Below are 22,052 nucleotides of genomic sequence, written 5' to 3' on the forward strand. Positions count from 1 at the left end.
TGTTAATTATTTGCTAGCAATTAATTATAGGTATTAACAACTGTGATCGGAATCACAAATATTGCTTTTTATAACTCATACGCCAGGCTTATCCATTTACTGGTATAATGGCTGGCTTGCGTATCGATGCCGGAGCGAGAGTCATCCGCATTGAGAGATTTTCACTAAAATCATTTGGTTAGTAATATGAAACATACTGTTGAAGTGATGATCCCGGAAGCCGAGATCAAAGCGCGTATCGCCGAACTGGGTCGTCAAATCACCGAACATTACAAGGACAGCGGCAGCGAAATGGTGCTGGTCGGTTTGTTGCGTGGCTCTTTCATGTTCATGGCAGACCTGTGTCGTGAAGTGCAGGTGCCGCACGAGGTCGATTTTATGACCGCCTCCAGTTACGGCAGCGGCATGTCCACAACCCGTGATGTGAAAATCCTGAAAGATCTGGATGAAGATATTCGTGGCAAAGATGTGTTGATTGTTGAGGACATCATCGACTCCGGCAACACGCTCTCTAAAGTGCGTGAGATCCTGAGCCTGCGTGAACCAAAATCACTGGCGATTTGTACCCTGCTGGATAAGCCTGAGCGCCGTGAAGTGCAGGTGCCGGTGGAGTTCGTTGGTTTCTCCATCCCGGATGAGTTCGTGGTGGGTTATGGCATTGATTACGCACAGCGTTATCGCCATCTGCCGTATGTTGGGAAAGTGGTGATTCTGGACGAATAATTGCGGGCTGATGCCCTCACCCCAGCCCTCTCCCACAGGGAGAGGGTGAAAACCCCCGGCTTTGTTATTTATGGTTAACGTGCTTAAGCTTGAGGTTGGCAATTCCCGAGCGGTAACGCTGTTCCAGCGTTTCGCGGTTGGTGGCGGTCACTTCCAGATTGCGCAGCAGGCCGTCGTGAATACCGTACGCCCAGCCGTGGATGGAGACCTTCTGCCCGCGTTTCCAGGCAGACTGCATAATCGTCGAATGGCCCAGGTTATACACCTGCTCCATCACGTTCAGCTCACACAGCGTGTCGAGACGGCGCTCCTGCGGCATTTCGCCCAGCAGTGAGCTATGTTTGAACCAGATATCACGAATGTGCAGCAGCCAGTTATCGATTAACCCCAGCTCTGTATTTTCGACTGCCGCCTGCACGCCGCCGCAGCCGTAGTGACCACAAATAATGATGTGCTCAACCTCAAGAACGTCGACGGCATACTGAACAACCGAAAGGCAGTTGAGATCGGTATGAATAACCAGGTTAGCCACATTGCGGTGAACAAACAGTTCGCCAGGTTCAAGACCAGTCAGACGTTCGGCGGGGACGCGGCTGTCGGAACATCCAATCCAGAGAAAGCGCGGGTTCTGCGCTTGCGCGAGTTTTCCAAAAAATCCGGGGTCTTCCTCCACCAGCATTTTTGACCATAGTGCATTGTTGCTGATGAGTGTATCTATGTCGTTCATGGAGGTTAGCGACCTGTAACCAAGTGATTGCGTTGCGCTACTATAGGGTAACCCGACTTTTAATGAAACCACACAACGTGTGTCAGAACTTAAGGTAAGTTGAATTCATGGCGATTGCACTGGAGCTTGAACAGCTCAAAAAAACCTACCCGGGGGGCGTTCAGGCGCTGCGCGGGATAGATCTTAAAGTCGAAGCGGGAGATTTCTACGCGCTTCTGGGGCCGAACGGGGCAGGGAAATCCACCACCATCGGGATCATCAGTTCACTGGTCAATAAAACCTCGGGCCGCGTCAGCGTGTTTGGCTACGATCTGCAAAAAGATGTGGTCAACGCCAAGCGCCAGCTGGGGCTGGTGCCGCAGGAGTTCAACTTTAACCCGTTTGAGACGGTACAGCAGATTGTTGTTAACCAGGCGGGTTACTATGGCGTGGAGCGCAAAGAGGCGCTTGAGCGCAGCGAAAAGTACCTGAAACAGCTTGATCTGTGGGAGAAACGTAACGAGCGCGCGCGGATGTTGTCCGGAGGGATGAAGCGCCGCCTGATGATTGCCCGCGCGCTGATGCACGAGCCAAAGCTGCTTATCCTTGATGAGCCGACCGCTGGTGTGGATATTGAACTGCGTCGCTCCATGTGGGGTTTCCTGAAAGATCTGAACGACAAAGGCACCACCATCATTCTGACCACGCACTACCTGGAAGAGGCGGAAATGCTGTGCCGCAATATCGGCATCATTCAGCACGGTGAGCTGGTGGAAAACACCTCGATGAAGAATCTGCTCTCCAAGCTCAAATCAGAGACCTTTATCCTCGATCTGGCGGCGAAAAGCGCGCTGCCGAAACTGGAGGGCTACAACTATCGCCTGGTCGATACCTCGACGCTGGAGGTAGAAGTGCTGCGCGAGCAGGGTATTAACAGCGTGTTCTCACAGTTGAGTGCGCAGGGCATTCAGGTATTAAGCATGCGTAACAAAGCAAACCGACTGGAAGAGCTGTTTGTCTCTCTGGTGCACGACAAACAAGGAGACAAGGCATGACGCATCTTTACTGGGTCGCGCTGAAAAGCATCTGGGCGAAAGAGATTAACCGCTTTATGCGTATCTGGGTGCAAACCCTGGTGCCGCCGGTGATCACCATGACGCTCTACTTCATCATTTTCGGCAACCTTATTGGCTCCCGCATTGGTGAGATGCACGGCTTCACCTATATGCAGTTTATCGTGCCGGGCCTGATCATGATGGCGGTGATCACCAACGCCTACGCGAACGTGGCGTCCTCATTCTTCAGCGCCAAGTTCCAGCGCAACATTGAAGAGCTGCTGGTGGCGCCGGTGCCAACGCACGTCATCATCGCCGGTTACGTGGGCGGCGGCGTGGCGCGCGGGCTGTGCGTGGGTATCCTGGTAACGGCCATTTCGCTGTTCTTCGTGCCGTTTCAGGTTCACTCCTGGCTTTTCGTGGCGCTGACGCTGCTGCTCACCGCGATTCTGTTCTCGCTGGCCGGCTTGCTGAATGCGGTGTTCGCTAAAACCTTTGACGACATCAGCCTGATCCCGACCTTTGTGCTGACGCCGCTGACCTACCTCGGCGGGGTGTTTTACTCCCTGACGCTGCTGCCGCCGTTCTGGCAGGCACTCTCGCACCTGAACCCGATTGTCTACATGATCAGCGGCTTCCGCTTTGGTTTCCTCGGCATTACCGATGTCCCGCTGTTTACCACGGTGGTGGTGCTGGTGGTGTTCATTATCGCCTTCTACCTGCTGTGCTGGTATCTGATCCAGCGTGGACGTGGGCTGCGTAGCTAACCTTCTGCCCGGCAGACGTTCTGTTTGCCGGGCACTTTCTTTGACAGTTATCACCGTAAACTAACCTTCACCTGGATAAACTACTCGCCTGCTAAGGAGAGACGTTATGCTGGGATGGGTTATCACCTGCCACGATGAAGAGGCACAGGAAATGCTCCTGAAGCTGGAGGCCCGATTTGGCCCTCTGGCGCAATGTCGTGCGGTAAATTACTGGCGAGGGCTGAGCACCAACATGCTCAGCCGGATGATGTGCGACGCGCTGCATGAAACCGACACCGGTGATGGCGTGATTTTTCTCACCGACAAATCGGGCGCGGCGCCTTACCGTTCAGCAGCGTTAATGAGCCATAAGCATGATAATTGTGAAGTGATCTCCGGTATCAGCCTGCCTTTACTCGAAGCGATGTATCCGCTGCGCGCAACGTTGAGCAGCGCTGAGTTTCGCCACGCCATTGTGGCGCAGGGCTCCCCGGGCGTGAGCAGCCTGTGGCACCAGCAGCAGAAGAACCCGCCTTTCGTTCTGCTTCACGATCTGTATAAGCATTAAACATTGGTATTGATGTCGCTTTTGCTACAATGGCGACTGATTTTCCGTATCGATTTATATCCCATGCTCATGCGCGTTATCTTTATCCTTCTGCTGCTGGTTTCCGGTGGTGCGTCTGCCAGCCTGACCAGTCAGCAAGGCCTTCCTGCCCAATATATGCAAACCACCGAAGATGCGGCCATCTGGGCGCAGGTGGGAAATGCCGTTGTGAATGTGGGGAATGTCCGCGCCGGGCAGATCCTCGCTGTCTTTCCGGCCGCGGCGGATTACTATGAATTTCGTTTCGGATTCGGCACGGGGTTTATTGATAAAGACCACCTTGAAAAAGTGCAGGGCAAACAACGTGTTGAGGATAGCCTGGGTGACTTGAACAAGCCGCTCAGTAATCAAAACCTCATCACCTGGAAAGACACGCCGGTCTATAACGCCCCCAGCAGCGGAAGCGCGCCTTTTGGCACCTTAAGCGCCAATCTTCGCTATCCGATTCTGAATAAGCTGAAAGACCGCCTGAACCAGACCTGGTTTCAAATTCGTATCGGTAATCGTCTGGCGTGGATCAGCAGCCTCGATGCACAGGAAGATAACGGGCTGCCGGTTCTGACTTACCATCATATTTTGCGTGATGAAGAGAACACCCGTTTTCGACATACCTCCACGACGACCAGCGTACGTGCGTTTAATAATCAGATGGCCTGGTTACGCGATCAAGGCTATACCACGCTGACGATGTACCAGCTTGAAGGGTACGTGCGTAACAAGATGAACCTACCCGCGAAAGCAGTGGTGATCACCTTTGATGATGGTCTCAAATCGGTGAGCCGCTACGCGTACCCTGTTCTGAAAGAATATGGCTTCAACGCGACGGCGTTTATAATTTCATCACGTATCAAAGGCCATCCGCAGAAGTGGGATCCAAAATCGCTACAGTTTATGAGCGTTCAGGAAATCAAGGGCATCCAGGATGTGTTCGACATTCAGTCTCACACCCATTTCCTGCATCGCGTGGATGGCTATAAACACCCCATCCTGTTGAGCCGTAGCTATCACGTGATCCTGTTTGATTTTGAACGATCACGTCGTGCACTGGCGCAGTTCAACCCGCGCGTGTTGTATGTGTCGTATCCGTTTGGCGGCTATGACAATAAAGCGATTAAAGCGGCGAACGATGCGGGGTTTCATCTGGCGGTGACCACGGTGAAAGGGAAGGTGAAGCCGGGGGATAATCCGTTCCTGCTGAAGCGTTTGTATATATTAAGAACGGACTCACTGGAGACGATGTCGCGGCTGATCAGTAATCAGCCGCAGGGATAGCGGTTAGTCGTATGAAAGGGTGAATACGCCGGTGGCTTTAAACGACCCCGGTTTCACTGTGCTTCCGTTTGCTACCAGTTGAGCAACATAATTAATTTGCTTGGATTCCGGGGTTTGGTAATCCGTTATGACATAGGATGAGTCAGGATTATTCGGCAGGAGTTGAGAGGTTCCGTTATACATAATTTTCACGCCTGCGCCCTCAGCTCCGGACGAAAGCGTATTTCCAAGAAGATCATTATTTTTTCCGGTTAGCTTTGAGGTGGTGAGTTTTGTTGTGATATTTGCCACACTGGTACAATTGCTTAAGCTAATTGAAAAAGGGATATCCTTAACCCGATTGCTTTTAATGTCTGAAACATAATATTCCCCCAGGTTAACATTATTAGTACCATCCGATAGCATGGCCATGTCGCAGGTTGGAAGAACGATCGGGATCTGGAATGAGTCTTCGTTGACCACAAATGTCCATGGTTGGTTGTTAGAATCATTTGGATTACCAATAGCCATTTTACCCAGAGTGCCGGGTTTGGGTCTGATTGAGGTTTCTTTGTTCGGGTTGCCTCTATAACCTTCATCAATATAAATTTGAACTGAGGTGTTAATCCATTTATTATCCCAGGGATCAGAATTTCCGGAGGATGCAACGGTAGTCCAGTCAGTAGTATTCATAGCGAAATAGCCACCCATGCCTCCATCGCTTTCTGCGGTGTGGACCCTTACGGAATAATAAATCCCCGGAATATTTGTTTCAAACATAGCCCTGCCATAACTGCCCCCCTTTAGCAAGGTCGAGTTTGTTTGTGAGACGAGGTTAAAACCATCGTTCCCTGGACCACATTCGGCCTGAATGCCCGGTGTCAGGTTAACGTTAAAAAGAGTACTGGCATAATTACCCGGAGGGGGAAGACGTACGGTGCCACCTGAGTATTCGGAATTGATCAGCGTGGTTGTGCCGCCTTTTCCATTATTCATGCGACACTCGGCTGCCCAGCAGGAGTGGCTGAGGGTTAATAACACGCTCGCCATGGCAAACGCCATTGTGCCTTTCACGGTGAAACCCTGTCTTATAAAGTTGAACATTCTCATCCTTTTTCCTGTTCTGATTATTATTCGTAAGTGACGTCAACTAATACTTTACTGGTAACGACACCACCAGCCACTACGCCAATATTTTGATATCGGGCATAGAACTGATAATCCGTTAAAAATGCAGTATCCTGACCGCTTACGTCATAAGTGATTTTTGACGTGCCGTCGTTGTTTAAAACATTCTTTTTATATCTTTCAGAGAAAACGACGACGCCGACATTTTTTGCCGCGCCTGCGGCGGTATCATCACTTTTGAAAACCTGATTTTGTCCTGGCCAGAAACCCGACTGCGGCGAAAAGCTAAAACTCAGCTTTTTAGCCGTACTGCTGTCTCCATAGCAATCATCTACATGGATCTTAAAAGGCGTACCGCCTGCATCATCGGTTGCAGTAAAACGATCGCTACCATCCGGGTTATAAAACCAGCTGCGCATTACATTGGGGAGATAAATTTCGCCGTCATTTTCCACGGTCATCTTACAAGTGCTATTAACAATGTTAGCGGTAATATTTACGTCTAATCCTGAGCTTGCCTGGCCTACGCCAGGCAAGATGCCACCAGCCAAGCCCATAAGCAACACAAGACCGGGCTGGTATAAAGTAAACGGTGATTGTTGCATGCTGGTTCCTGGTATTATGGATAAGTGATAGTAAACGTGACTGGCGCATTAACCGCCCCCGCGCCTACTTCAGCAATGGTTTGGCCTTGTCCGATAACGATACGGGAATTCATCGGGAATTCACCGGTACCATCAGTAATGGTGACATCCTTAGCAGCCGGAGGCGTGTTGCAGCTCATAAGCTCGCCAGTATCGACAACACCCGACCAGATCTCAAAGCCCGTTGCTAAGCCGCCGGAGTAAGAATCACCCGTCTTGTTGACGCCACTGCATTCACCACCAGCGCCTTTCGCAGCGGACACCGTTGCCTTGGTTACTCCAGAACAGTTGGTGAAACTAATCTTGAGCGGCTCGACACGGGTTTTGTTCACCAGATCGGATTTGTATACGTCGCCGAACGCAATTTCAGTGGAAGCTGTGCCTGCATCGTTAAGTACTTTTGCGGTACATGTGCCTGATACAATTTTTGATTTAATCGTTAATTCGACACTAGGGGTGCCTGTAATAGCTGCGCTTGCCATTCCCGAGAACAGAAGGGCAGAAACGGACAGGGCGATAAAAGTAAAATTGAATTTCATAATGTTGCTCCGTTTTCCTGCACTAATCACTCGTAGATAAATTCAAAGGTCGCCACGGCCTGAAAATCACCTATGGTCATCCTGTTTTCCTGTGTTTCACGTAAGGTGGCCACCAGAGCAACTTCCTTATTCTGGATTTCTGTCGGACTCCAGACCAGGCGCTCGTTATCGTCCTCAGAGTTAATGATAAACGGGGCATCCGGTGCGCTGGCTCTGGCAATCTCAACAGCAGAGTAGTCTGCACCTCCGTCGATTTTTTGTATTTGGTTAATAAGGCCTGAGTACAAATATCCAGATCTTGTTCCCGATACTTTGGTTTTCAATGAGGTCAGTGATGCCGGGCATTCAACGAGCACAATTTTGAAATTGGCATTTGCCGTTCCGGCTTTGACATCATCTAAACGTACCTGTCCGTTATTACCGATAGTCAGCGTTTGCTGCGTATCTGAACCCGTATCGCCGACCAGTTTCATATCGCAGGTGGTTTCGCGGATATTGGCAGTAAAGTTAACATTGAGATCGGCTGCCGCAGCAGAACCTGACATCGCTAACATTGCTAATGCGATTAATGAATAACCGCAATGATTTTTCTTCATATTATTTCCCATGGGTGTGATTCCCTGTTTTAACATCATTACATTTGGCACTGTTGATTACTCAGAATCGTGGTTAAGCCTGCTTTCTTCGCATTTTCAGGAATCTGATAATGCACCGTGCAGGAGCTGGAACCATCGCTTCCCCATACCACCCGGAGAGCGCCTTTGTTTTCCACACCGCGTACATAAGCTTGTCCTGCCTGGCCTACCGTTCCGATAGATTCGTTTTTCTCATTCAGAACGTCAGCACCTAGCGGAATAAAGCCGTTATCAGAACGTTGTAATTCCAGAACAAGCGAACGGCCTTCATCCGTTTCAAAATTCACAAATACAACGGAGCCATTGCGAGGTACGGCAACTGCGCTTGTATTTTTGATTTCAACGTCTGCTTCGAGAGTGCTGATATCGAGCGATACTCGGTTTTCTCTGTAGGCTGACATATACGGCATAATCCCGTACCCGGAACTGTTAATGCGGCTTTGGCCGTAACCCAGCCGAGCACCCGTTGCGCCACTTGCTTTTACCAGCGCAAGTGAATCCGTTTCGCCGATACTGCCTGATGTAAATACAACGCCACCCGAGTGAACAACCATTCCGCCGTTATAACTCGCGGAATACTGTTTACTATTGTCATCGCCAAAGGACGCCGAGACACCGAGCGGCCCGTAAGGACTGTTCCATGAGCTATAGCCACTGACCTGGTTCAGGTTGCCGTAGTTGCCCCCGCTTGATGAGGCGCTAACGGAATAGCTCACTTCACTGTTTTTGGAGTTGCCGCTTGCCGTAGAGTTAAAACTGGTACCGCCTTTTAAATCAGTGCGCAGGCTCATGTTGACGTTATTAAATCCGCCTGACTGCGCGTTATCCTTATTGAATATGCTGAATGGAATACTGACGTTTAAATAAACGCTGTCATCCTTTTCCCCTGTTTCGTTGTACGTGCGTTGCACAGAAACGCTATAGCTACCGTAAGCAAAACTATTGTTGTAACCCACGCTGTAGTCGGAAGTGGAGCTGGAATCATTCCAGTAATCCTGCCAGGTACCGCTAATATAGAGTGAGCCGTATTCATCACCGTTAACATTCAATGGCTGGTTCAGGCTGACCTGTATCTGGTTTTTGGTACGCTGATAATCAGCATAAAGCTCGGCATTGCTGTCATAAGATCGATTGCCATATTCCTCGTGGTGAATACTGTCCTGCAATGAGGCGGCATCGTTAAGGCTGAGATAATCTTCTGTTGAGAAGCGATAAGCTGCCACGTTAAGAGATGTGTTAGTGGCTTCAAGCATTTTGCTGTAGGTCAGCCGATAACTCTGCCCTTTAAGCGTGTCCAGCCCGTCGATATCGGCATAGGACCCGGTAACATCTAAAGCGAATGCACCAATACGGGTATTCATAGCCAGACCAAGCAGGCCGGCGTAGAAATCCATATCCGTATATTGCGCACCCACGTAACCGGTAAAGGTATTATTCAAACCATAAGCGTAAGTTGCGTAGCCAACGTTTGGCTTATCATGCAATGAATCATCATTCAGCTCACCTATACCCACATCCCAGCGGCTGGAGCCTGGGCGGAGCATTTGTGTAACTGAGGAGAACGGAACGGTAAACGTCCGTTTACTTCCATCGGCTTCCTCTACAGTGACAATCAAATCATTACCATAGCCTGTTGTACTGAGGTCATTGATCTCGAAAGCACCGGGTGGAACGGTGGTTTCATAGATTTTATTGCCGCTTTGCATAACGCTAACTTTGGCGTTACTGTTTGCCACACCACGAATTACTGGCGCGTAGCCAGAGGTGCCTTGCGGGAGCATGCGGTCATCGTTATACATACGCGCACCACGCAGGCTCACCGAGTCAAAGACATCACCGCGTGTGTAGGAATCACCCATTACCATCTGTGCGTTAAGTGGTGTGATGTCTCGCTGGAGGTATATATCCTGGCTGGAATAATGTGTGCCATTATCACTGTCCCAGTTCAGACTGCCGCGAGAACGTAAACGCCACGGCCCCACGTTCAGGCCATAATGCAAGCCCGCATAAGCGGTATCTGAATTGGTGCCGTTTGACTCGCTGTGCCAGGTATTAAGATCGTATGAAAGTAATCCGGCCGGAACACCATTATCCCATAATGAAGGATCGACATACCCTGCTGGAAGCTTAAGCACGTAGATTTGCGGGAAATTAAGATCCATTTCCTGCTTGCTACTATCAAAATTTTCAGAAGCACCGGGATAATATTTTTTGATATCTACGCAAGACGTTTCGTCGTCTTTGACATCATCGCCTAATATGCTGGTATCAACGCCTGCCTGTGTCAGCGTGAGTTTAGTCAGACATGCTGAGGCACGTGGCGTTTTGTTATCAATGAATGCCATCTCGACCGTGGATTTTGAATTGCCATTCAAATTCACTTTTACACGGTAAGTACCTGGCAGAACTGGGTTGCCATAAGCATAACGATCGACATTGATACCTCCACCATTATCGATAAGGAACCGGTCATTAAATTCAATGGCCGATTCTGTTTCGGATGAGGTGTCTACAGCTTTTTTTTCAGTCTCGCTGGCATGCAGAGGAAATGCTGCACAGATTGCGAGACATAAAATTGATCGTTGAAATAGCATGCTTCATCCAGACAAGTCGTCGTATGAATGCTATGAATCATTCATACGTATTATATTTATAATGTGGCAGTGATGCGGTTATTAGTTTACTTTGCTTTCAAAAGTATCAGAGCCGCCATTGTCATTAATGGTTTCGTAAGCAACAGTGCCGGTGGCAGTACTACCTAAACCTTTTACCTGCATTATTTGAGTACTAAACGGTAAAATAGATTTATGCTCAACCTGGTACTCTTTATTTGCTGATTTCAGCTTTACATTTGAAATAGAAACGTTGTAAGGGGAATCATTGTGTGCAATCAGGTTTAGCGTATTACCTTGTTTTTGTTGCGACCACGTTACCCTGGCTGCTGCATTTCCTGGCGTACCTTTCAGGCCGTCAGGTCGGAAAAAGAGTTTAATACGTGTGCGGAATGCCAGCTGGAGCTGGTTAGGATTTTCACCGTCTTTCACTTTTGACTTCGGTGGAATCTCGAGCACATTGAACCAGAATAGGGATTCGCGATCTTGCGGCAATGAACCACCCAGGTACGAGATCCGAACGGATTGACCTTTTTGGGGATCAATTCGGGATACTGGTGGAGTAATAATAAAAGGAAGTTTTAATTCCTGTGGATTGGTGTCATCGCGACCGTCATCGATCCATGATTGAACTAATAGTGGCTTTTTGCCACGGTTGTCTAAAGAAACGATGACATCTTTTTGCGACTGCTGATAAACAATACGTGTTCCCGAAATAACGATATCTGCGCTTGCCTGGAATGACGCGACAGCAGCAACTGTAAAGCAGGCAGCTTTAAATCCTTTATAAAATGATGTGCTTAACATTTTTCCACTTCCTGTTGGAATGATATCAATAGTCCCCTGACGTACGTCAGGGGATAATATGAGCATTTTATCTATGCTTTTAAAATTACTCGTAGATCATGGTGAATGCAGCTTGTGCCTGAACCACACCAGCTGACACTGGGTTGTTGGCCGCATCCCAGTTCTGACCTTGGGTATACGCTACACGGTAGTAAAGTGCGCCTGCGCCTGTGGTATCAATCGTTGCTTTCTGGGTATTGTTGGTCTGATCCAGTTTGATCTGATCGGTAGCGGAGTTGCCATCGTTTGACAGTACCAGATTGACGTTTTTAGCGGCGCCTTGAGTGTTTGATGGTGGAACCAGCAGACCGCCGGAAGTTGAAGAAGAACCCGCCCAGGAATCAAACTGAGCGGATGCCTGTTTGACGGTAGCAGAATCACAACCTGTCAGGGTGAGGGAGAATTTCTTTTCTCCCAGGGTGCTGGTGGTACCCAGCGCATTAGCGAAGTCTTTTACAAACACGGTATCCAGGTTAACGTCAAAATCATTACCATCCTGGTCAATCTTCTGATCCAGGGATACTTTACAGGTGTTATTAGAAACCATACCGTGGAAAGTAATAGTGCCTGTATCTGAAGGAATATCAGCTGCCATTGCAGAACCCGCACTCAGAACCATTGCTACTACAGTTGCCAGACCTAATTTATTAAAAGACATTTTTTATATCCATATTTAAATGCTAGAAAAGTGCACATAAGCAAGGCTTATGTTCGTTCCGAACAGATGCTTCGGGAAAAGGATTCTAAGTGATGAGTAATGGTTGTGAGAAGCCGTAAGATGTTAGAAATACTTAAACGATCTTTAAGCCAATGTGATTATTTAATAGTGAGTGATAATAATTGTTCATCATTTTGATGATCAGGTGTTCGGCGGGGTGACTTTAATATATTAATAAAAATATATAAAAAGAACGCTATTCATTTTAATTATGTATAAATTACCCAACCTATTTTGCCGGGTAATTTATAACAGTACTATTGGCTTAGGCAACCTGCACCGGAATCGCCTTCGCGGTACGTTTCATCTCATTATCGCCTTCAAAGTAGGCCACTTTAGGCTGCCAGCGACGTGCTTCTTCGTCAGACATCATCACAAAGCTGGCAATAATGACGATATCGCCTACGTCCGCGCAGTGCGCTGCTGCCCCATTAACGGAGATGATTTTAGATCCGCGTTCAGCGGCAATCGCGTACGTTGAAAAGCGTTTGCCGTTATTAACGTTCCAGATATCAATAGCTTCGTTTTCGAGAATACCCGCCGCGTCGAGAAAATCCTGGTCGATCGCGCAGGAGCCTTCATAGTGCAGGTCGGCCTGGGTGACTTTCACACGGTGAAGCTTACCTTGTAGCATTTTGCGAATCATTACGTTTACCTTTCACTTCCGGGTAGTAAAACTACGCCAGTTCAACCACTTTGTTATCGATAAGGCGGGCCTGGCCGAGCCATGCCGCCACCAGAATTACCGCACGTTTGCTGGTCTCTGTAAGCGCCAGAAGCGTATCGGCATCCCGAATTTGAACGTCGTCAGCACGAAGACCTTTCTCGTTCAGCGCCTGTTCAGCCAGAGCGATAATTTCTTCTGCGGTTAACTCTTTTGCCAGCAGTTGCTCTGCCATGGTATTCATGACTTTGCTTAAACCCGGCGCAATTTTACGCTGTTCGGCGGTCAGATAGCCGTTACGGGAGCTGAGCGCCAGGCCATCTTTCGCACGCACAATCGGTACGCCGATTATCTCAATGTCGTAGCCCATATCGGCAACCATTTTGCGGATCAGCGCCAGCTGCTGGAAATCTTTCTCGCCAAAACAGGCGATGTCCGGCTGCACCAGGTTAAACAGCTTGCTGACGATGGTAGAAACGCCACGGAAATGGCCCGGGCGGCTGGCGCCCTCCAGCATGGTCGAAATACCCGGCACATCGACGTAGGTCGATTCAGTGGTGCCCTGGGGATATACATCTGCGGGGGCCGGAGCGAAGACGATATCCGCATGACGTTTTTTGAGCTTCTCGCAATCTTCCTGCAAGGTACGTGGGTAACGCGCCAGATCGTCTTCGCGATCGAACTGCATCGGGTTAACGAAGATACTGACTACCACAATATCTGCACGGGCTCTCGCTTCATCGACCAGCTTCATATGGCCGTCGTGCAGGTTGCCCATGGTTGGAACAAGGGCGATACGTTTACCTTCCTGACGTGCACGGCGGATATGCTGGCGCAGCAGCGGCAGAGTTTCTATGATTAGCACACCTGGACTCCTTAATGGAAACTGTGTTCTTCGCCCGGATAAACGCCGGACTCAACCTCGGCAATATACTGCCGCACAGCAGCACGCATGTCGCCTGCTTCTGTCAGGAAATTTTTAGCAAATTTTGGAATGTGGCCGCCGGTGATCCCGAAGGCGTCGTGCATGACCAGAATCTGGCCATCGGTGACGTTGCCCGCGCCGATGCCGATCACCGGAATCGACAGCGCCTCAGTGATACGCTTAGCCAGCTCAACCGGCACACACTCCAGCACCAGCAGCTGTGCGCCCGCGGCTTCCAGCGCCACGGCATCATCAAACAGCGTCTGCGCCGCATCGCCTCGGCCCTGCACCTTATATCCGCCAAAGATGTTGACAGACTGCGGCGTCAGCCCCAAATGACCACAAACCGGCACGGCGCGTTCGGTAAGCATTTTTACCGTATCGACCAGCCAGGCGCCGCCTTCGATTTTGACCATATTGGCGCCAGCACGCATCACTGTCGCCGCATTTTCAAAGGCCTGTTCCGGGGTGGCATACGCCATAAACGGCAGATCGGAAAGCAGCAGGCAGGCGGGCGCACCCCGGCGCACGGCGCGGGTATGGTAAGCAATATCCTCGACCGTGACCGGCAGAGTGGAATCATGTCCTTGTACCGTCATCCCTAACGAGTCCCCGACCAGCATGACGTTGATCCCTTCTTCGGCAAACAGTTTTGCGAAGCTGTAGTCATACGCGGTGATAGTGGCGAAGCGTTTTTTTTCCTGTTTGCATTTCTGCAATAAGGAGATGGTGGTTGGTTTCATAGTGTTTCCTGATGGCCCAAAAGCGAATCTTTGCGCATTCTAACAGTAACATTTGAGGGAACAATGATTTTAGGCAATCGATTAACCGCAAATAAGGAATGGTTAATCGATGCGGAGGCGGGATTACCAGCGGGCCGGTTTATCCGCGTTGAGATTTTGCAGAACGGCTTGCAGCGAGGCGCCGTCAGGGAAGGTGAGATCGGGCGCGACTTCAAACAGCGGCCAGAGCATAAACCCGCGGTTTTTCATGTCGTAATGCGGAACGGTGAGGCGTTCGGTGTTAATCACCTCGTGGCCGAAAAGCATAATATCGAGATCGAGGGTGCGCGGTCCCCAGCGTTCGGCTTTGCGGACGCGACCCTGCTGTAGCTCAATACGCTGGGTATTATCCAGCAGCGTTTCTGCGTCAAGGGTAGTTTCCAGCACCACGGCGGCGTTCAGATAATCAGGCTGATCCTGCGGGCCGAGCGGCGGCGTACGGTAAAATGAGGACAGCGCGACGATGCGGCTTTGCGGGATCTCCCCCAGCGCCTGCACGGCAGCGTTAACCTGCTCCAGCGGAGAGGCCAGATTGCTGCCGATGGCGATATACGCAAGGGTCATGCCGTGCCTTCACGACGCGGTGCGCGTTTGCGCGGGCGACGGTGACGACGGCGCGGTGCCGGCTCATCATCGAGATCCGTAAGCATATCTTTCTGCTCTGGTGGTGCAGAGACCTGAAATTCTCCCCACCACTGCGCCAGGCGCTGTAGCTCCTGGTTTCTTTCGACTTCAGCACGCAGAGAGAGCAAATCGAACGCGGCGCGGAACTTAGGATGCTCCATCAGCTTCCAGGCGCGTTTACCCTGACGGCGGGACATACGCAGCTGAAGCTGCCAGATATCACGCACCAGCGTGGTAATACGTTTCGGGATCGCCAGTGTGCGACAGCCTTCGTCCAGCACGTCGTTTGCCGCCAGCGCGAACGCATCATAATAGGCGAGACCACTCTCCTGAGTGATGCGCTGCGCCGTTTCCAGCAGCGGATACCAGAACATGGCCGCGAACAGGAACGCCGGATTCACGCGCATATCGTTATGAATACGGGTATCTGTGTTCTTCAGCACCTGTGCAATCATCCGCTCCATTGCGCTGTCACCGTTTTCGGTGAAGTAGCGGGTAATGGTCGGGAACAGCGGCTGGAACAGGTTGTATTCACGCAGCAAATTGTAGGTTTCAAACCCGTAGCCTGCCTGGAGCAGCTTTAACGACTCCTCAAACAGACGGGCAGGGGGGACGTCGTTAATCAGCGTCGCCAGGCGCGGGATCGGCTCTGCGGTTTCCGGACTGATACGCATGTTCAGCTTGGCGGCGAAACGCACGGCGCGCAGCATTCGGACCGGATCTTCGCGATAGCGCGTTTCCGGCGTACCGATCAGGCGAATCAGGCCGTCTTTCAGATCCTGCATACCGCCGACGTAATCGCGCACGGTAAAATCCGCCACGCTGTAGTAAAGGCTGTTGATGGTGAAATCGCGACGCTGAGCATCTTCTTCAATAGAGCCGAAGATGTTGTCGCGCAGCAGCATGCCATTTTGGCCGCGCTGGGAAGTCGTGCGATCGTTGACGCCCGCTTCGTGGTGACCGCGGAAGGTCGCCACTTCAATGATTTCTGGTCCAAACATCACGTGCGCCAGACGGAAACGGCGGCCAACCAGACGGCAGTTGCGGAATAATTTACGCACCTGCTCAGGCGTGGCGCTGGTCGTCACGTCGAAATCTTTTGGTTTTTTGCCCAGCAGTAAATCGCGCACCCCGCCGCCGACGAGATAGGCCTCGTAGCCTGCTTTATTCAGACGATAGAGCACCTTGAGGGCATTTTCACTGATATCTTTGCGGGAAATATTGTGCTGCTCACGCGGAATGACCGACATGTGTGGCTGTGCAATAGCGTCGTTCGCCATGCTCTCTTCGCGGCTCAGCACTTTACGGCAAAAATTAGCGACTCGGGTAAAAATAGTACACCTCGTAGTGTGTTTTGTTATCAAAAAAGCGGCTAATCATAGCTCAGCGCAACGCATTTGAGAATGCTGGATTTTTGGCACGGCCATAAGCGCCCAGTCAGCTATGGCCGTTTTCAGCAATTCATCCAGACTCAGATCCTGCCATTCCTGCGTTACATTCTGGTTGAGAAATCGCAGCGCGTCGATCAAAACCGGGCGCGGATCGCCGTCAGGCAGCGCCGGGGCATGATTCTGTTTCGACAGCTTATTTCCCTGTTCATTGACCGCCAGCGGCAGATGGATGTAATCCGGCACCGTCCAGCCAAACTGCTGGTAAAGCGATATTTGCCGCACGGTAGGCTCAACCAGATCCGCCCCGCGCACGATTTCCGTAACGCCCTGGAAATGGTCATCGACAACCACCGCCAGGTTATAGGCAAACAAACCATCACGACGGTGAATAATAAAATCTTCACGCGCCAGGCGTTCATCCGCCTGAATGGTTCCTGAGAGAACGTCGGTAAACTGCGTCACCGGAGAACGCTGTATCAGCCGTACGGCAGCATTCTCAGGACCGTTGTGCCGCGTACGACAGTGGCCGTCGTAAACGCCACCCACGCTTTGAATTCGCGCCCGCGTGCAGGTGCAGTTATAGGAAAGGCCCTGTTCAGCAAGCCACGCCAGACGTTCACGGTAGGCATCATGGCGTTGAGACTGCCAGAGTACGTCGCCGTCCCAGTGAAGACCGTAATGTTCCAGCTGACGCAGAATAGTTTCTGCTGCACCGGGAACTTCACGCGGAGGATCGATATCTTCAATGCGGACCAGCCATTGACCCTGACGGGCGCGAGCCTGTAGGTAGCTGCCAAGCGCGGCAATTAATGAGCCGAAGTGTAATTCACCGGAGGGAGATGGCGCAAAGCGCCCGATATAGTGAGATTCAGACATATCTACGGTAACAAGGCGGGAGAGACTCCCGCCTTAGCAGAGTAGTGAGAGGGCAGGCGTTAGCCAGCCATCTGTTTTTCGCGGATTTCTGCCAGCGTTTTACAGTCGATGCACAGATCGGCTGTTGGACGCGCTTCCAGGCGACGAATACCGATTTCAACACCGCAGGATTCGCAGTAGCCAAAATCTTCGTCCTCGACCTTCTTCAGCGTTTTTTCGATCTTTTTGATCAGTTTGCGCTCGCGGTCACGGTTACGCAGTTCGAGGCTGAACTCTTCTTCCTGAGCGGCACGGTCGACCGGGTCCGGGAAGTTAGCAGCTTCGTCCTGCATATGTGTAACGGTGCGATCGACTTCATCCCTGAGTTGATTACGCCATGCTTCAAGAATACGCTTGAAGTGCGACAGCTGGGCTTCGTTCATATACTCTTCGCCCGGCTTCTCTTGATACGGCTCCACCCCAGCGATGGCGAGAATACTCAGGGACGATGTTTTACGGTTTTGCCCTTCTTGCATGTTGCTTCTCCTTAACACGCACTATCGATCCCCGTGTTGGGGGAAAAATCAGGTCGCTATAAATAGCAGATGCTTTTCCGTATGGCAATTATCTAAACGTAACACTTGACAACCCTGTGAGGAAAAGCGTATTTGCGCACGCGGCCAGAACACTTATTAGTCAATCGTCTAATCCCTTATAAGACAATGGGAAGAGAGGATCTCAGAGTCATATTATCGGCAGAAAGTTCCGCTTTATAAGCGAAAATCTCTACCCCCTGCTTTTGTGCCTCATTCAACAATTGCGCGTATTTAGGATCAATATGACGGGCCGGGGAAAACCGTTCAATGGCTGAATGCAGAACCGCAAACAGCAACACGGCGCGCTTGCCCGCCGCCGCTACACTCATTAGCTCTCGCAGATGCTTCTGGCCACGTAGCGTTACCGCATCCGGAAAGAAGCCGTTTTCCTGTTCCGCTAACGTCACTGATTTCACTTCAATATAGCACTCAGGGCGGTCTTCCGCCTGTAACATAAAATCAATTCTGCTGCCTTCATCGCCATATTTCACTTCGCTTTTTTGCGTGCCGTAACCTATCAGTTCAGGAAGCATTCCATTTGTCAGAGCTTCCTTAACCAGCTGATTTGCGCGCAGGGTATTAACGCAAATAAATGCCCCGCTTTGCGTCTCGGTCATTTCCCAGGTATGGGGATATTTGCGTTTAGTATTTTCTGATGTGGAATACCAGACCGTGTCACCCGGCGTGGCGCAACCGGTCATGGCGCCGGTGTTAGGGCAGTGCAGCGTGAGCGTTTCGCCCACAGGGGTGATCACATCAGCGAGAAAGCGTTTGTAACGCTGGATCAGCGTGGCGGGCTGGAGTGCAGGACTAAACTTCATCAGGATTCCTTAACGTGTCGCCCAGCGTCCAGCGCTGGAGCGGAGTATAGCGGGTGCGTCCTTGTACAAAGGCAGATTCGTACAGCGCAAATTCATTCACCTGAAAGGACCAGTGAAAGCCCGGTGGCGGGATGGCAACGGCCTGACCCGCATCGCGCAGCAGGGTAATGTGGGGATGAAACGGCTGCGGGCTCTGATAACAGCCGCTGCGCGCGGCCTGCGCCCGCAGCATGTTGGCGAGCTGTAGCAGTCCGCGAGGGGGCTGCCGCGTCCCCAGCCAGACCACCCGAGAGCGCAGCCATTGCCCGGCATCGTCAAGATGCAGCGTAAACCCCGGCTGCGAAATGCGTCCGCCCATTGCGCTTAACGCGCGCTGCTTTTCAGCGCTTACTTCACCAAGAAAGGCTAACGTCAGGTGCATATTGGCGGCGACGACGGGGCGGCCCGCTTCCGCGGGGAAGTGGCTGGCGCGCCAGCGAACAATCTGCCGTTGAAGCGTGGTGGGTAATTCAATGGCGAAGAATAGCCGTTTAGACTCAGACATGCGCAAGACTCGGTAATGATATGCGCCGATGCTACAATGTACGCCGATTAATGTTAACCCTCTGGAGCCGTAAGTGTCCTCTTTGCCCGTCGCCGTCGTCCTTCCTGAGCTACTCGCAGCCTTAGAACATGCGCCACAGGTTTTGCTCAGCGCGCCCACCGGAGCGGGTAAATCCACCTGGCTGCCCCTGCAAATTCTGCGCGATGGGAACATCAGCGGGAAAATTATCCTGCTGGAGCCGCGCAGGCTGGCGGCGCGCAATGTGGCGCAGCGCCTGGCGGAACTGCTGAATGAAAAACCGGGTGAGACGGTAGGGTACCGGATGCGCGCCGAAACCTGCGTTGGACCATCCACGCGGCTGGAAGTGGTCACCGAAGGTATTCTTACCCGTATGTTGCAAAACGATCCGGAGCTGACCGGCGTCGGGCTGGTGATCCTTGATGAATTTCACGAGCGCAGCCTCCAGGCCGATCTGGCCCTTGCGCTGCTGCTCGACGTTCAGCAGGGGCTGCGCGACGACCTTCGGCTGCTGATTATGTCGGCGACGCTGGATAACGAGCGGCTCCGGCAGACGCTCCCTGACGCGCCGATGATCTCCTCTGAAGGGCGTGCGTTCCCGGTCGAGCGCCGCTATCAGCCGCTGCCTGCCCATCAGCGTTTTGACGAAGCGGTTGCCATCGCCACCGCCGAATTGCTCCGCCAGGAGCCCGGCTCGCTGCTGCTGTTTTTACCCGGCGTAGGCGAAATCCAGCGCGTACAGGAGCAGCTGGCATCCCGGGTGAACAGTGACGTTATGCTGTGCCCGCTCTACGGCGCGCTGCCGTTGGCTGACCAGCGCAAGGCGATCCTTCCCGCACCGGCGGGGCAGCGCAAAGTGGTGCTGGCAACGAATATCGCGGAAACCAGTTTGACCATCGAAGGCATTCGCCTGGTGGTGGACAGTACGCTGGAGAGGGTGGCCAGTTTTGATCCGCGTACCGGGCTGACCAGGCTGCTGACGCAGCGCATCAGCCAGGCCTCAATGGTGCAGCGCGCAGGGCGAGCAGGGCGTCTTGAGCCGGGTATTTGCCTGCATTTAACCAGCGCCGAGCAGGCGGAGCGTGCGGCATTCCAGAGCACGCCTGAGATTTTACAAAGCGATCTCTCCGGACTGGTGATGGATCTGATGCAGTGGGGTTGCCCGGACCCTGACCAGCTCACCTGGCTTAATCCTCCGCCTGTCGTCAACCTTTCCGCCGCGCGCAGTCTGCTGACCCAGCTTGGCGCGCTGGAAGGCGAGCGACTGACGGCGCGCGGCCAGAAAATGGCGGCGCTGGGCAACGATCCACGTCTGGCGGCAATGCTGGTAGCAGCACAGGGCGACGATGAAATTGCCACGGCGGCAAAACTGGCGGCTATTCTTGAGGAGCCGCCGCGCGGTGGCGGCAGCGATCTGGGACAGGCCTTTTCACGCCATCAGGGAAACTGGCAAGAGCGGGCGCAGCAGCTGTGTAAACGCCTGAATTGCCGGGGCGGTTCGCCTGACAGCGATAAAGTTATCCCTCTGCTGGCCCAGGCCTTCCCGGACAGAATCGCGCGCCGTCGCGGGCTGGATGGTCGCTATCAGCTGGCAAATGGGATGGGCGCGATGCTGGACAGCGATGACGCCCAGACGCGTCATGAATGGCTGATCGCGCCGCTCTTACTCCAGGGCAGCCACTCCCCGGACGCGCGTATTTTACAGGCGGTTGCCGTGGATATTGACCTCCTGACGCGTGCCTGCCCGCAGCTGCTTCAGCAATCTGACATCGTGGAATGGGATGATACCCAGGGCACGCTGAAGGCGTTCCGTCGTAGCCAGATTGGCAAACTGACGCTCGGGACGAAACCGCTGGCGAAGCCGTCGGAGGAAGAGTTACACCAGGCGATGCTGAATGGCATTCGGGAAAAAGGGCTGAGCGTACTGAACTGGACGCCGGAGGCTGAACAATATCGTATACGTCTGCACTGCGCCGCGAAGTGGCTGCCGGAACAGGGGTGGCCAGCGGTGGATGATGAGACGCTGCTCGCGACGCTTGAACAGTGGCTGTTGCCGCAGATGAGCGGCGTACACTCGCTGCGCGCCCTGAAGGCGCTTGATGTTAAGGCTGCGTTACAGAATTTACTGGACTGGTCGTTACGTCAACGTCTGGATAGTGAACTGCCTGGGCATTACACTGTGCCAACCGGGAGCCGGATTGCCATTCGTTATCATGAGGATAATCCGCCGGCGCTGGCGGTTCGGATGCAGGAGATGTTTGGTGAGGCCACCACGCCGTCCATTGCTGAAGGCCGTGTGCCGTTAGTGCTTGAGCTGCTTTCGCCTGCGCATCGTCCCTTGCAGATCACCCGCGACTTGGGGGCGTTTTGGGCGGGGAGCTATCGTGAAGTGCAGAAAGAGATGAAAGGGCGATATCCCAAACACGTCTGGCCGGACGATCCGGCGAATACCGCGCCGACACGGCGCACGAAAAAATATTCGTAATGGGGAAAGTGCGGGCTGATGCCCTCACCCCGGCCCTCTCCCACAGGGAGAGGGAGAAACAAACTTTGAGAGATTTCTTCTTTCACTGACCTGTGCAAGATAAGAAAATCTGGCCTTTGCGCCTGAATGTTGCGGAG

General features: G+C 52.2%; 23 protein-coding genes. 6 read left to right on the plus strand and 17 right to left on the minus strand.

From position 1 onward, the window contains the following. Nucleotides 1-186 precede the first annotated feature (186 nt). Complete coding sequence (gene hpt / locus BFV63_RS03825; protein WP_003856303.1) at nucleotides 187-723, plus strand: hypoxanthine phosphoribosyltransferase; 537 nt, start codon at nucleotides 187-189, stop codon at nucleotides 721-723. 64 nt (nucleotides 724-787) lie between these two features. Here the strand turns inward: hpt and can are convergent, their stop codons facing one another. Beyond that, the gene (gene can, locus BFV63_RS03830; protein WP_003856301.1) at nucleotides 788-1,450 is read right to left on the minus strand and encodes a carbonate dehydratase; all 663 of its coding nucleotides are present in this window, start codon (nucleotides 1,448-1,450) and stop codon (nucleotides 788-790) included. A 107-nt stretch (nucleotides 1,451-1,557) separates the two neighbouring features. Between can and BFV63_RS03835 the strand changes: the two genes are divergently transcribed. The 4 genes from BFV63_RS03835 to BFV63_RS03850 all read left to right on the plus strand — a co-directional run bounded on the left by BFV63_RS03835 (nucleotide 1,558) and on the right by BFV63_RS03850 (nucleotide 5,109). Further along, nucleotides 1,558-2,484: an ABC transporter ATP-binding protein gene (locus BFV63_RS03835; protein ID WP_003856300.1), complete on the plus strand. Its 927-nt coding sequence runs from the start codon at nucleotides 1,558-1,560 to the stop codon at nucleotides 2,482-2,484. After that, entirely contained in the window at nucleotides 2,481-3,251 is a 771-nt protein-coding gene (locus tag BFV63_RS03840; RefSeq protein WP_023324161.1) for an ABC transporter permease, read from the plus strand. The genes BFV63_RS03835 and BFV63_RS03840 overlap by 4 nt, the downstream gene beginning before the upstream one ends. A gap of 106 nt (nucleotides 3,252-3,357) precedes the next feature. After that, the gene (locus tag BFV63_RS03845) at nucleotides 3,358-3,798 is read left to right on the plus strand and encodes a PTS sugar transporter subunit IIA (RefSeq protein ID WP_032608521.1); all 441 of its coding nucleotides are present in this window, start codon (nucleotides 3,358-3,360) and stop codon (nucleotides 3,796-3,798) included. Nucleotides 3,799-3,861: 63 nt separating this feature from the next. Further along, complete coding sequence (locus BFV63_RS03850; RefSeq protein ID WP_003856293.1) at nucleotides 3,862-5,109, plus strand: polysaccharide deacetylase family protein; 1,248 nt, start codon at nucleotides 3,862-3,864, stop codon at nucleotides 5,107-5,109. Between the two features lie 3 nt (nucleotides 5,110-5,112). Here BFV63_RS03850 and BFV63_RS22360 read toward each other — a convergent pair whose 3' ends face one another. The 16 genes from BFV63_RS22360 to thpR all read right to left on the minus strand — a co-directional run bounded on the left by BFV63_RS22360 (nucleotide 5,113) and on the right by thpR (nucleotide 19,412). Next, the gene (locus tag BFV63_RS22360) at nucleotides 5,113-6,198 is read right to left on the minus strand and encodes a fimbrial protein (RefSeq protein WP_050871278.1); all 1,086 of its coding nucleotides are present in this window, start codon (nucleotides 6,196-6,198) and stop codon (nucleotides 5,113-5,115) included. Between the two features lie 20 nt (nucleotides 6,199-6,218). Beyond that, complete coding sequence (locus BFV63_RS03860) at nucleotides 6,219-6,821, minus strand: fimbrial-like protein (protein WP_045895257.1); 603 nt, start codon at nucleotides 6,819-6,821, stop codon at nucleotides 6,219-6,221. Nucleotides 6,822-6,835: 14 nt separating this feature from the next. Beyond that, nucleotides 6,836-7,399: a fimbrial protein gene (locus BFV63_RS03865; RefSeq protein WP_023324165.1), complete on the minus strand. Its 564-nt coding sequence runs from the start codon at nucleotides 7,397-7,399 to the stop codon at nucleotides 6,836-6,838. Nucleotides 7,400-7,425: 26 nt separating this feature from the next. Continuing rightward, nucleotides 7,426-7,995, minus strand: coding sequence for a fimbrial protein (locus tag BFV63_RS03870; RefSeq protein ID WP_032610176.1), 570 nt, complete (start codon nucleotides 7,993-7,995; stop codon nucleotides 7,426-7,428). A gap of 38 nt (nucleotides 7,996-8,033) precedes the next feature. Continuing rightward, a complete protein-coding gene (locus BFV63_RS03875) occupies nucleotides 8,034-10,628 on the minus strand; it encodes an outer membrane usher protein (protein WP_048241386.1) in 2,595 nt (864 codons plus the stop codon). A gap of 81 nt (nucleotides 10,629-10,709) precedes the next feature. Next, a complete protein-coding gene (locus tag BFV63_RS03880) occupies nucleotides 10,710-11,453 on the minus strand; it encodes a fimbrial chaperone (protein WP_032608525.1) in 744 nt (247 codons plus the stop codon). Between the two features lie 85 nt (nucleotides 11,454-11,538). Then, nucleotides 11,539-12,150, minus strand: coding sequence for a fimbrial protein (locus tag BFV63_RS03885; RefSeq protein WP_023324169.1), 612 nt, complete (start codon nucleotides 12,148-12,150; stop codon nucleotides 11,539-11,541). Nucleotides 12,151-12,475: 325 nt separating this feature from the next. Beyond that, a complete protein-coding gene (gene panD, locus BFV63_RS03890; RefSeq protein ID WP_003856284.1) occupies nucleotides 12,476-12,856 on the minus strand; it encodes an aspartate 1-decarboxylase in 381 nt (126 codons plus the stop codon). 31 nt (nucleotides 12,857-12,887) lie between these two features. Then, complete coding sequence (gene panC / locus BFV63_RS03895) at nucleotides 12,888-13,739, minus strand: pantoate--beta-alanine ligase (protein ID WP_045350394.1); 852 nt, start codon at nucleotides 13,737-13,739, stop codon at nucleotides 12,888-12,890. A gap of 11 nt (nucleotides 13,740-13,750) precedes the next feature. After that, nucleotides 13,751-14,542, minus strand: a complete 792-nt coding sequence (panB, locus tag BFV63_RS03900) for a 3-methyl-2-oxobutanoate hydroxymethyltransferase (RefSeq protein ID WP_003856280.1) — start codon at nucleotides 14,540-14,542, stop codon at nucleotides 13,751-13,753. Between the two features lie 123 nt (nucleotides 14,543-14,665). After that, nucleotides 14,666-15,145 (minus strand): 2-amino-4-hydroxy-6-hydroxymethyldihydropteridine diphosphokinase, encoded by a 480-nt coding sequence (folK, locus tag BFV63_RS03905; RefSeq protein ID WP_023315424.1) that lies wholly within the window; start codon nucleotides 15,143-15,145, stop codon nucleotides 14,666-14,668. Next, nucleotides 15,142-16,539: a polynucleotide adenylyltransferase PcnB gene (pcnB, locus tag BFV63_RS03910; RefSeq protein ID WP_071785222.1), complete on the minus strand. Its 1,398-nt coding sequence runs from the start codon at nucleotides 16,537-16,539 to the stop codon at nucleotides 15,142-15,144. The genes folK and pcnB overlap by 4 nt, the downstream gene beginning before the upstream one ends. Nucleotides 16,540-16,581: 42 nt before the next feature. Beyond that, nucleotides 16,582-17,472 carry a tRNA glutamyl-Q(34) synthetase GluQRS gene (gene gluQRS, locus BFV63_RS03915; protein ID WP_048241384.1) on the minus strand — a complete coding sequence of 297 codons (891 nt, stop codon included), beginning with the start codon at nucleotides 17,470-17,472 and terminating at the stop codon, nucleotides 16,582-16,584. Nucleotides 17,473-17,531: 59 nt separating this feature from the next. Next, a complete protein-coding gene (gene dksA / locus BFV63_RS03920) occupies nucleotides 17,532-17,987 on the minus strand; it encodes an RNA polymerase-binding protein DksA (RefSeq protein ID WP_001155232.1) in 456 nt (151 codons plus the stop codon). Between the two features lie 176 nt (nucleotides 17,988-18,163). Continuing rightward, nucleotides 18,164-18,868, minus strand: coding sequence for a DNA/RNA nuclease SfsA (sfsA, locus tag BFV63_RS03925; RefSeq protein WP_048241381.1), 705 nt, complete (start codon nucleotides 18,866-18,868; stop codon nucleotides 18,164-18,166). After that, nucleotides 18,858-19,412: an RNA 2',3'-cyclic phosphodiesterase gene (gene thpR, locus BFV63_RS03930; RefSeq protein WP_048241380.1), complete on the minus strand. Its 555-nt coding sequence runs from the start codon at nucleotides 19,410-19,412 to the stop codon at nucleotides 18,858-18,860. The genes sfsA and thpR overlap by 11 nt, the downstream gene beginning before the upstream one ends. Before the next feature lie 73 nt (nucleotides 19,413-19,485). Between thpR and hrpB the strand changes: the two genes are divergently transcribed. Beyond that, nucleotides 19,486-21,915: an ATP-dependent helicase HrpB gene (hrpB, locus tag BFV63_RS03935; protein WP_048241378.1), complete on the plus strand. Its 2,430-nt coding sequence runs from the start codon at nucleotides 19,486-19,488 to the stop codon at nucleotides 21,913-21,915. Nucleotides 21,916-22,052 lie beyond the last annotated feature (137 nt).

Source organism: Enterobacter hormaechei subsp. xiangfangensis (assembly GCF_001729785.1).
Taxonomy (GTDB): domain Bacteria; phylum Pseudomonadota; class Gammaproteobacteria; order Enterobacterales; family Enterobacteriaceae; genus Enterobacter; species Enterobacter hormaechei_C.